A 10228-nucleotide genomic window follows, 5' to 3' on the forward strand; every position below is an offset into this window, starting at 1 on the left:
AGCAGCGGCCGCGCATCGATGAAGGCCTGCGGCACGATCAGCGACAGGCGGCTGTCGTCGGCGGTCAGCTCCAGCAACGGCAGCGGTGCGTCTTCATGCGCGCGGTTGAGCAGTACCGCCAGGCGCAGCAGGGCAACCAGGCGTCGTGCCGTCAGCAGCAGGCGCTCGGGAATGGCATCGAAGGCGGTCTTGCTGATGCCGCGGCGGTGATTGCGTACCAGCGTCGCCAGCATCTGCTGCTCCTGCCGCGAGAAGCCGGCGATGTCCGAGTTCTCCAGCACGTAGCTGCCATGCACGTGGTAACCGCTGTGGGCGATCATCAACCCCAGCTCATGCAGGCGTGCGGCCCAGCCGAGCATGCGTGCATCATCGGCGTCCAGCTTCCAGCGTTCCTGCACCTGCTCCAGCAACGACAGTGCGGTGTCCTGCACGCGGCCGGCCTGCACCGTATCGATGCCATAGCGATGGGTGAGGGCGGCCACCGATTCATCGCGCGGGTCGTTGTCACCGGCACGGCCGAGGATGTCATAGAGGATGCCCTCGCGCATCGCCGCCTTGCTGACCAGCAGCTTCTCCAGGCCCAGCGCCTGGAAGGCGGCCTCCAGCACCAGGATGCCGCCTGCAATGATCGGGCGGCGATCGCTGGACAGGCCGGGCAGCACGATGTCGTCGATCTTCTTGGCCTTCAGCAGCTCATCGCGGAGCTGGGGCAACGCCTCGGCCGTGATCGCGCCCTTGCTCAGCTTCATCGTCGCGCAGATTTCGCTGATGGCCTTGTGGGTGCCGGACGACCCCAGCGCCTCCTGCCAGCCCAGCGCGCGGTATTTGCTGGCGAAGGGCTGGAACTCCCGGCCGATCTCGGCCAGTGCATCCTTCCAGCGCTTCTTGCTGAGTTTGCCGCCCGGGAAAAAGCGACGGGTGCTGGCGATGCAGCCGGCCTGCAGGCTCTCGCGCTCCAGGGTCTGCATGCCCTTGCCGATGATGAACTCGGTCGAGCCGCCGCCGATGTCGATGACCAAGCGGTGCTGGTCGGGCTTGGGCGGTTGCGCATGGGCCACGCCCAGATAGATCAGTCGCGCCTCTTCGCGGCCACTGACCACTTCGATGGCATGCCCGAGCGCGGTTTCGGCCGGCATCAGGAAGGCCTGCGGCGAACGCAGCTGGCGCACGGTATTGGTGGCCAGTGCACGCACGCGATGTGGCGGGACGTTGCGGATGCGCTGGCCGAACCGGGCCAGGCACTCCAGCGCGCGCTGCCGCGCTGCTGCGGAGAGTCCGCCCTTGCCGTCCAGGCCGTCGGCCATACGCACGGTTTCGCGCAGGCGGTCGATCACCCGCAGCTGGCCAAGCGTGTAACGCGCGATGACCATGTGGAAACTATTGGAGCCAAGGTCGATGGCGGCCAGCAGGTCGCCATCCTGCAATGCGGGCGGAGTCGTGGTGGTATGCGGCATGGGCGAATGTTAGCCGAAGGGGCGGTGAACTCGTCACCGCGCGGCCTTCACATTTTGTGGTGGGGGGGCGGCAGGGCTGCGCCCTGCACCTGCAGAGGCCGAAGCAACGTCAACGTCAAAGGCGGGGTATCCGTGGGATGGCGGAGTGGGTCCGGCTGCGGGGGACGCTGCAAGTACGTCCCTGTAAGCTCGGTCGCGCCATCCATGGCGCTCACGCCCCCGCAACCGGACCCACCCCGCCTTCGACAGATCTCCGCGATCTGTCGAAATGGCATGGGCTGCTCCTGGTAGGTGTCGACCTTGGTCGACACGGTAGATCATGCGATGCGTGGATGAATCCAAAGGTGCCGACCAAGGTCGGCACCTACCGGATCAAAGACCCTGCATCTGTCGACCTTCGACAGGTCGCTGCGGCTGTTGGTAGGTGTCGACCTTGGTCGACACGGTAGATCCACGCCATGCGTGGATGCATCCAAACGTGCCGACCAAGGTCGGCACCTACCGGGTCAGAGGCCCTGCATCAACGCCATCTGGGCCGAATGCGGGGCTTCGTCGTGGGCCGGTGCGCGCTTGTGGTAGATGCCCTCGGCATCCAGCTCCCAGGCGTTGAGGTTGTCGTCCAGGTAGTTCTGCAGCACTTCGCGATAGACCCGCTTGGCCAGTGCCGGGTCGAGAATCGGGAAGCAGGTTTCCACCCGGCGCAGCAGGTTGCGTTCCAGCCAGTCGGCGCTGGCGCAGTACAGCTCCGGTGCGCCGTCGTTGCCGAACCAGTAGACCCGGCTGTGTTCCAGGAAGCGGCCGACGATCGAGCGCACGCGGATGTTGTCCGACACGCCGGGTACGCCCGGGCGCAGGGTGCAGGCGCCGCGGATGATCAGGTCGATCTGCACACCCGCCTGCGAGGCGGCGTACAGCGCGCGGATCACCTGCGGCTCATTGAGGGCGTTCATCTTGGCGATGATCCGCGCTGGTCGCCCGGCAGCAGCGACGCGTGTCTCGCGCTCGATCCTCGCCAGGATCCCGGTATGCAGGGTGAAGGGCGACTGCAGCAGGCGCTTGAGCTTCATCTTCGAGGCCAGCCCGGACAACTGCTGGAACAGCAGGTGCACGTCGTTGCCGATGTCGGCATCGGCGGTGATCAGGCTCAGGTCGGTGTACGCGCGTGCGGTACCACTGTGGTAATTGCCCGTGCCCAAGTGCACGTAGCGGCGCAGCTTGCGGCCTTCGCGGCGCACGATCAGCAGCATCTTGGCGTGGGTCTTGTAGCCGACCACGCCGTACACCACCTGCACACCGGCTTCCTGCAGCCGATCGGCCAGGCCCAGGTTGGCTTCTTCATCGAACCGCGCGCGCAGCTCGACCACCACGGTCACGTCCTTGCCGGCGCGTGCGGCCTGGATCAGTGCATCGACGATCAATGAGTCCTTGCCGGTGCGGTACAGGGTCTGCTTGATCGCCAGCACGTTCGGATCGAGCGCGGCCTGGCGGATCAGGTCCAGCACTGCAGCGAACGCGTCGAAGGGGTGATGCAGCAGCAGGTCCTTGCGTGCGGTGGTCTCGAAGATGCCGTCGCTGTCGCGCAGGGTGCGCGGGGTCATCGGCGGATACTTCAGGTCCGGCTGCGCGATCAGGTCGTACAGCTGGATGATGCGGTTGAGGTTGACCGGTCCATCGATGCGGTACACCGCGTTCTCGGTCAGGCCGAAGTTCTGCAGCAGGGTGCGGACGATGTCGCGCGGCATGTCGTGGGCGATTTCCAGGCGCACCGCAGGACGATAGCCACGGTCCACCAGCTCGTCGCGCAGGGCCAGCGCCAGGTTTTCGACTTCCTCCTCGTCCACCACCAGCTCGGAGTTGCGGGTGACGCGGAACTGATAGGCGCCCAGCACTTCCAGGCCCGGGAACAACTCGTCCACGAAGGTGGACAGCACCGAGGACAGGAACACGAAGTTCTGCGGGCCGCCGAGTTTTTCCGGCAGCTGGATGATCCGCGGCAGCGAACGCGGCGCACGCACGATGGCCAGGTGGCCGGTGCGGCCGAACGCATCGGTGCCCTTCAGCACCACCACGATGTTCAGCGACTTGTTGAGGATCTTCGGGAACGGATGCACCGGATCCAGGCCCAGCGGCGACAGCACCGGCATGATCTCGTTGCGGAAGTAGGCGCGCAGCCAGCGCTTCTGGCGATGGGTCCAGGAGTTGCGGCCGAGCACACCGATGCCGGCCTCCATCAGCGCCGGACGCAGCGTCTGGTTCCAGCAGCGGTACTGCTGGTCCACCAGCTCGGCGGCGCGCTCGTGGATGGCGTTGAGAATGGCCTGCGGGCTCATGCCGTCCGGAGCCGGCGGCAGGCCGAACTCCTGCGCATGACGGACCGCAGCGGCACGGATCTCGAAGAATTCATCCAGGTTGGTGCAGGAGATGCACATGAAGCGCAGGCGCTCCAGCAGCGGCACCTGCGGGTCCATCGCCTGCGCCAGCACGCGGAAGTTGAAATCCAGCTGCGACAGTTCGCGGTTGATGTACAGCGCCGGGTCGCGCAACGGATCGCTGTCCGTGCTCACGGGGAGGGGGAGGGATCCGAGGCTGCTCATGGCGTCATTCTTCGAAGGAGGTCAGGGGGGCGGATTCACGCGGTCGCACGTGGTCGGCATCGAAATGGCAGGCGAACACCGAGCCCTTGCCGACCTCGCTGTCGATTTCCAGGCGTGCGTGGTGCAGACCGAGGATGTGCTTGACGATCGACAAGCCCAGGCCGGTGCCGCCGCTTTCGCGTGAGCGGCTGCTGGAGACACGGTAGAAGCGTTCGGTCAGCCGCGGCAGGTGCGTGGCGGGAATGCCGTAGCCGGTGTCACGCACCGCCAGCACCACGCCGTCGCCCTCGCGGCGGAACTCCACCGCGATGCGGCCACCGGCCGGGGTGTAGCGCACCGCGTTGGTGACCAGGTTGGAGAACGCGCTGTGCAGTTCCTTGGTCGAGCCCTGCAGGTCCACGCCGGCCAGGTCGTCGATGCTGATCTGGTGGCGGCCCTGGCTGTGTGCCTCGGCTTCGCGGCGCAGCGTGGCCAGCATGGGCTGCATGGCCACCGTCTCGGCCTCGCTGTGTTCCTGCGATTCCAGCCGCGACAGGGTCAACAGGTCTTCCACCAGCTGGGCCATGCGCTGGCTCTGCTTGCGCATCTCTTCCAGCATCGGTCCGGTTCCCGGGAAATCCTCCGGGTCCATCATGTCCAGGTAGCCGTGGACCACGGTGAGCGGGGTGCGCAGTTCGTGTGAAACGTTGGCCACGAAGTCGCGGCGGACCTGTTCCAGGCGCAGCAGCTTGCTGACATCGCGGGCGATCAGCAGCCAGTAGTCGGACGAATAGGGAATCAGGCGCAGGTTCAGGCGGATCGCAGGATCGACCGGCGAGGGCACGTCCAGGATCGGTTCGGCGTTGCGGCCACCGGCCAGCCAGTGGGCAAGCGGCATCGGCTGCAGGCGTTCGACCAGGGCCTCACCCAGATCGCCGGGATGGTGCAGGCCGAGCAGCGCCGTGGCCGCTTCGTTGAACCACTGCACGCGCTGGCTGTTGCGGTCCAGCACCACCACGGCGTCGGGCAGCGCGGCCGCTGCAGCGCGATAGCTGCGCAGCATGTCCAGCAGGCGCCGCTTGCGCACGCGCATCTCGACCTGGTTGCGGTACAGCAGGCGGTCCAGCTCGTTCCAGACGCCGGTGCCTTCGGCGGCGGTATCCCAGCGCTGGCGCGCGGTCAGCCGGCGCAGCACGCGGCGCAGCCGCCAGTAGTGCCAGACCAGCGTCGCCAGTGCCGCCAGCGCGATGCACAGCCACAGGTGGCCAGTGAACCATCCGACCAGACCGGCCAACAGCAACACGATGGCCACGGTGGCCAGTGTCTTCAACCAGGCAGAGCGGATGTGGCGGGGCATTGCGGTCTCGTCGTGGGTTGCGGCGGTTCACGCAGGTGAACCGAGGGTTATAGCAGAGTTGCCGACGCCGGCACCGTGGGGTGCACGGCGCCGGCACGACGAGGCTCAGGTTGCGGTGGAGAAGCGGTAACCGGCGCCGCGCACGGTCTGCACCATGTTCTCGGCGTTGAACGGTTCCAGCGTCTTGCGCAGTCGTCGGATATGCACGTCGATGGTGCGTTCTTCCACATACACGCTGCCGCCCCACACGTGGTCCAGCAGCTGCGCACGGGTGTACACGCGCTCAGGATGGGTCATGAAGAAGTGCAGCAGGCGGTATTCGGTCGGGCCGATCGGCACCGGCTGGTCGTTGGCGAACACGCGATGGGCGGCGCCATCGATGCGGATCGATCCCACCGCCACGCTGCCGTCCTCGTCATCGTCGCGGGCGCGGCGCATGACCGCGCGGATGCGGGCCAGCAGTTCGCGCGCCGAGAACGGCTTGACCACGTAGTCGTCCACACCGGCTTCGAGGCCGCCGACGCGGTCGTTCTCTTCGCCGCGCGCGGTCAGCATGATGATCGGCACTTCGCGGGTGAGGGTTTCCTTGCGCCAGCGCCGGGCCAGGTCCAGGCCGCTGGTGCCGGGCAGCATCCAGTCCAGCAGGATCAGGTCAGGGACGCGGTCGGCGATGGCGGTCTGGGCCTCGCGGGCGTCACCGGCGTGGACAGGTTCGTAATCGCCCTTGCGAAGGGCGAAGGCGACCATTTCGCGGATCGCGGGCTCGTCATCGACGATCAGGATGCGTTTCTGCACGAGGGCACCGTAGGGCTCAGTTACTGGAGTGGTGCCAGTAGACTACGGTTTGATGACATGTTTGTGACTACCTGGTCGGCATCTGCCATTCCTGCCATCTGCCGGTCATGCCGCACTCAGCGGCGGTCCAGGTCCGGGTCCTGTACACCCTGCCGGCGTAGCTCGAGCACGGTGGGCGTGATCGACTCGATCCGCGCATCCACCCGGGCCCGGCCGACGTAGTCCAGAGCGGGGTTGCGCTTGAGTGCCTGCAGCTGCATCAGGGCCTGTTCCGGGCGCCCGCCCAGGAACGCCGCCTCGGCATAGGCCTCGCTGGCGCGGACACTGTCACCGGCCAGTTCACTGGCGCGGGCGTAGCGCTGCTGGAAGACCGGATCGTTACCGCTTTGCGACAGCAGCGGACGCAGCATCGCCTGCGCGCGCTGACCCGCGGCCTGGCCTCCCTGCTCGTTCAGGATCTCGGCATAGGTCAGGGCCACCGGCCGGCTGTTGGGGTGCTCATGCAGCAGCTGTTCGAAGCGCGCATTGGCCTGGGTGGATTGGCCGGTGCGCGATTCCGCCTCGGCCAGGGCCAGGGCGACCCACAGGCTGTCCGGGTGGGTCTTCAACAGATCGGTCAACGTCTGCCGGGCCTCGCTGGCGCCGCTGCGGCCGCCGCGCATCGTGGCCAGTGCCTGGCCATAACGCTGGGCGTCGTCCAGGCCATCCTTCTGCCGCCGCGCAAGATCGGCGTACTCGCGTTGCAGTTCGGCCGGGCTGTCGGCGCTGAGTACGCGCAGGCGTTCACGGGCCCAGTTGAAATCGCCACTGGCGCCGCGGCTGAGCTGGCCGATCGGAACCCGCAGCACGCTGCTGGGCAGCAGTGGGTTGATGCCACGCAGCAGCGGATCGCCCAGGGTCGGGTCGGCCGGATCCACCCGTTCCCTGCGCTCGCCGCTGGGCGTGCGCGTGGTCAGCAGCACCGTGTCCTTCTTCATCTGTTCGGCGCGGGCCTTGGCCTCGCTGATGCGGGTGGTGTTGACCGGGTGGGTGCGCAGGAAGTCCGGAACGCTGTAACCGCCGTCGTTGCCGCGCATCGCCGAGGACATGCGTTCGAAGAAACCGGCCATTGCATCCACGTCGTAGCCGCTGCGCGACAGCGTGCGGATGCCCAGCCGGTCGGCCTCGGATTCATTGGAACGGGTGTAGTCGATCTGCCGTTGCTGCATCAGGCCCATGCCCGAGCTGATCGCAGCCATGGTCGCGTTGCCCGAGGAGGAACTGTTGCTGGCCTGGGCGGCAACCACCGCCGCCAGCATGCCCAGCAGGATCGGGATCTGGTCGCGCTGGGCGCGCTCGACCCCGCGCAGCACGTGCTGCTGGGTGACGTGGGCGATTTCGTGCGACAGCACCGCCGCCACCTCGTCCTCGCGTTCGGCCGTCAGCACCAGACCGGCATTGACGCCGATGTAACCGCCGAGGGTGGCGAAGGCGTTGATCTGGCGGTCCTTCATCACGAAGAACGTATAGGGCTGACGTGGCTGGTCGCTGTTGGAACCGAGGCGGGTGCCCATGGTCTGCAGCCAGTCGTTGACCAGCGGATCGTCCAGCAGGTAGCCGTAGTTGCGCAGCTCGCGCAGCATCATCGCGCCGTACTCGGCCTGGCGGGCCGGGGTCAGCAGTTCGCCCGCCGAGGAACCGATGTCCGGCAGCTTCTCCTGGGCCTGCGCCAGCGGGGCGGCCAGGGCCAGGGTGAGGGCAGCGGTGAGCAGCAGGGGTCGCAAGCGGTCGATCCTCGGGCAGGGTCTGTCCAGCGTGGCAGGGCAGGGGGCAACCATTCGTTAATCAATCCACAGTGTTGCGGGCGTGGCGTGGAAATTCCAGCGCACCGGTACCATATATGGACCGTCGATCCATCGTGGAGTTTCCCGTGACAGCCCAGTCCGCCGGCGCTAGCCCCGCCATCACCATCTATTCCACCGCCGTCTGCCCGTACTGCGTGGCCGCCAAGAACTTCCTCAAGAGCAAGGGCCAGCAATGGACCGAGGTCCGCATCGACCTGGACCCGGTCGAGCGCGAGAAGATGATGGCCAAGACCCGCCGTACCAGCGTGCCGCAGATCTTCGTGGGCGACGTCCACGTGGGCGGCTACGACGACATGATGGCCCTGCACCGTGAAGGCAAGCTCGAGCCGCTGCTGGCCGGGCAGGGCCAGGCATGAGCGCGGCCGACGACGGCAGCAAGGACCGGATCGCCGAGTTCACCGATTTCCGCAAGCGCATGAATGAACGCATCCTGGGCGAGCCGAACCAGGTGGTGCGCCGCTTCTTCGCGCTGGACACGCAGACCTACCAGGCCGGCGCGCTGGATGTGAAGACCAAGGAGCTGCTGGGCCTGGTGGCCTCGATGGTGCTGCGCTGCGACGACTGCATCAGCTACCACGTGGCCCAGTGCAAGGACGCTGGCGTCACCCGCGAGGAGTTCTTCGAGACCTTCTCGGTGGGCCTGGTGGTCGGCGGCTCGATCGTGATCCCGCACCTGCGCCGCGCCGTGGACTTCCTCGACCAGCTGGAAGGTGGCGGCGCCGCCCCGGCCGCGCACGAGCACTGAGCCCGGCCGCTACCGCGAACCGGGCTGTCTGGTAGTGCCGGCCGCTGGCCGGCATCCAGTGGACCCGAAGTGGCAGAGGTTGCCGGCCAGCGGCCGACACTGCCCGCGATCTTCCAGCCCAGAAGCCTTGCTCCTCGCAGGTAGCGCCGGGCCATGCCCGGCGGGCACCTGAACGAAAGGCCGCCGGGCATGACCCGGCGCTACCGGTGGCGTACATCGGGGCCTTTCCCGCGATCCAACAGCCCAGGAGCCCCTTCTTGTTGAAGGGGCGCGCCGACAGGCGGGGGTAGAGGTGGAATGCGCGGGCAATTCTGCCTGAGCCGGGGACTGGGACCATGGTCTATTTGGGACCTCGGCCCCGGCTCAGGCATAATTGCGGGTGAAACTTCCTTTGCGCCGGCGTTTCCGGGCACGTCCGGACGGCGTTTTTCCCCCTGTTCGGAACATCGATCAATGACGCAGAAAATTACGGTCATCCGCGGCGACGGCATTGGCCCGGAAATCATGGACGCCACCCTGTTCGTGCTCGACCAGCTCAAGACTGGCCTGGAGTACGAAGACGCCGACGCCGGCCTGGTGGCCCTGGAGAAGCACGGCGATCTGATGCCGGCGGTGACCCTGGAATCGATCGCGCGCAACAAGGTTGCGCTGAAGAGCCCGCTGACCACGCCGGTCGGTGGTGGCTTCACCTCGATCAACGTCAGCCTGCGCCGCCACTTCGACCTGTACGCCAACGTGCGTCCGGCCCACACCTTCCCGAACACCAAGTCGCGTTTCGACAACGTCGACCTGATCACTGTTCGTGAGAACACCGAAGGTGCGTACCTGGCCGAAGGCCAGGAAGTGTCGGCCGACGGCGAGACCGCTTTCTCCGGTACCCGCATCACCCGCAAGGGTTCCGAGCGCATCGTGCGTTACGCCTTCGAGCTGGCCCGCAGCACCGGTCGCAAGAAGGTCACCGCCGTGCACAAGGCCAACATCATCAAGTCGACCTCGGGCCTGTTCCTGGCCGTGGCACGCGAAGTGGCGGCCAAGTACCCGGACATCGAGTTCCAGGAAATGATCGTCGACAACTGCTGCATGCAGCTGGTGATGCGTCCGGAACAGTTCGACATCATCGTCACCACCAACCTGTTCGGCGACATCATTTCCGACCTGTGTGCCGGTCTGGTCGGTGGCCTGGGCCTGGCCCCGGGTGCCAACATCGGTGAGAACGCGGCGATCTTCGAAGCCGTGCACGGCACCGCGCCGGACATCGCCGGCCAGGGCAAGGCCAATCCGTGCGCCCTGCTGCTGGCAGCGGCACAGATGCTGGACCATGTCGGCCAGCCGGAAAATGCCGAGCGCCTGCGCAAGGCCATCGTGGCCACGCTGGAAGCCAAGGATTCGCTGACCGGCGACCTCGGCGGCACCGGCAACACGATGGGCTTCGCCAAGGCGATCGCCAGCCGCCTGTAAGC

Annotated in this window: 8 protein-coding genes; 3 read left to right on the top strand and 5 right to left on the bottom strand. The window is 66.8% G+C overall.

Translation table 11 applies throughout. From position 1 onward, the window contains the following. From ppx to DBR20_RS18425, 5 genes are all read right to left on the bottom strand, one after another. Positions 1 to 1454, bottom strand: a 1454-nt coding sequence (gene ppx / locus DBR20_RS18400) for an exopolyphosphatase (protein ID WP_108267530.1), incomplete at its 3' end; no start/stop codon positions are given. Between the two features lie 506 nt (positions 1455 to 1960). Continuing rightward, on the bottom strand, positions 1961 to 4048 hold the full coding sequence (gene ppk1, locus DBR20_RS18410) for a polyphosphate kinase 1 (protein ID WP_108267518.1): 2088 nt from the start codon (positions 4046 to 4048) through the stop codon (positions 1961 to 1963). A gap of 4 nt (positions 4049 to 4052) precedes the next feature. After that, a complete protein-coding gene (phoR, locus tag DBR20_RS18415; RefSeq protein WP_089239075.1) occupies positions 4053 to 5384 on the bottom strand; it encodes a phosphate regulon sensor histidine kinase PhoR in 1332 nt (443 codons plus the stop codon). Between the two features lie 105 nt (positions 5385 to 5489). Beyond that, on the bottom strand, positions 5490 to 6179 hold the full coding sequence (phoB, locus tag DBR20_RS18420) for a phosphate regulon transcriptional regulator PhoB (protein WP_089239076.1): 690 nt from the start codon (positions 6177 to 6179) through the stop codon (positions 5490 to 5492). A 116-nt stretch (positions 6180 to 6295) separates the two neighbouring features. Then, positions 6296 to 7996: a M48 family metalloprotease gene (locus DBR20_RS18425; RefSeq protein ID WP_181393128.1), complete on the bottom strand. Its 1701-nt coding sequence runs from the start codon at positions 7994 to 7996 to the stop codon at positions 6296 to 6298. Positions 7997 to 8088: 92 nt separating this feature from the next. On the opposite strand from DBR20_RS18425, the gene grxC reads away from it, so the two are divergent. The 3 genes from grxC to DBR20_RS18440 all read left to right on the top strand — a co-directional run bounded on the left by grxC (position 8089) and on the right by DBR20_RS18440 (position 10226). Then, positions 8089 to 8379 (top strand): glutaredoxin 3, encoded by a 291-nt coding sequence (gene grxC, locus DBR20_RS18430; RefSeq protein ID WP_108267532.1) that lies wholly within the window; start codon positions 8089 to 8091, stop codon positions 8377 to 8379. Further along, positions 8376 to 8768, top strand: coding sequence for a carboxymuconolactone decarboxylase family protein (locus DBR20_RS18435; RefSeq protein ID WP_049458126.1), 393 nt, complete (start codon positions 8376 to 8378; stop codon positions 8766 to 8768). The genes grxC and DBR20_RS18435 overlap by 4 nt, the downstream gene beginning before the upstream one ends. Before the next feature lie 453 nt (positions 8769 to 9221). Beyond that, a complete protein-coding gene (locus DBR20_RS18440; protein WP_089239080.1) occupies positions 9222 to 10226 on the top strand; it encodes an isocitrate dehydrogenase in 1005 nt (334 codons plus the stop codon). Positions 10227 to 10228 lie beyond the last annotated feature (2 nt).

The sequence above is a fragment of the Stenotrophomonas sp. HMWF023 genome (genome assembly GCF_003060985.1).
Taxonomy (GTDB): Bacteria; Pseudomonadota; Gammaproteobacteria; order Xanthomonadales; family Xanthomonadaceae; genus Stenotrophomonas; species Stenotrophomonas lactitubi.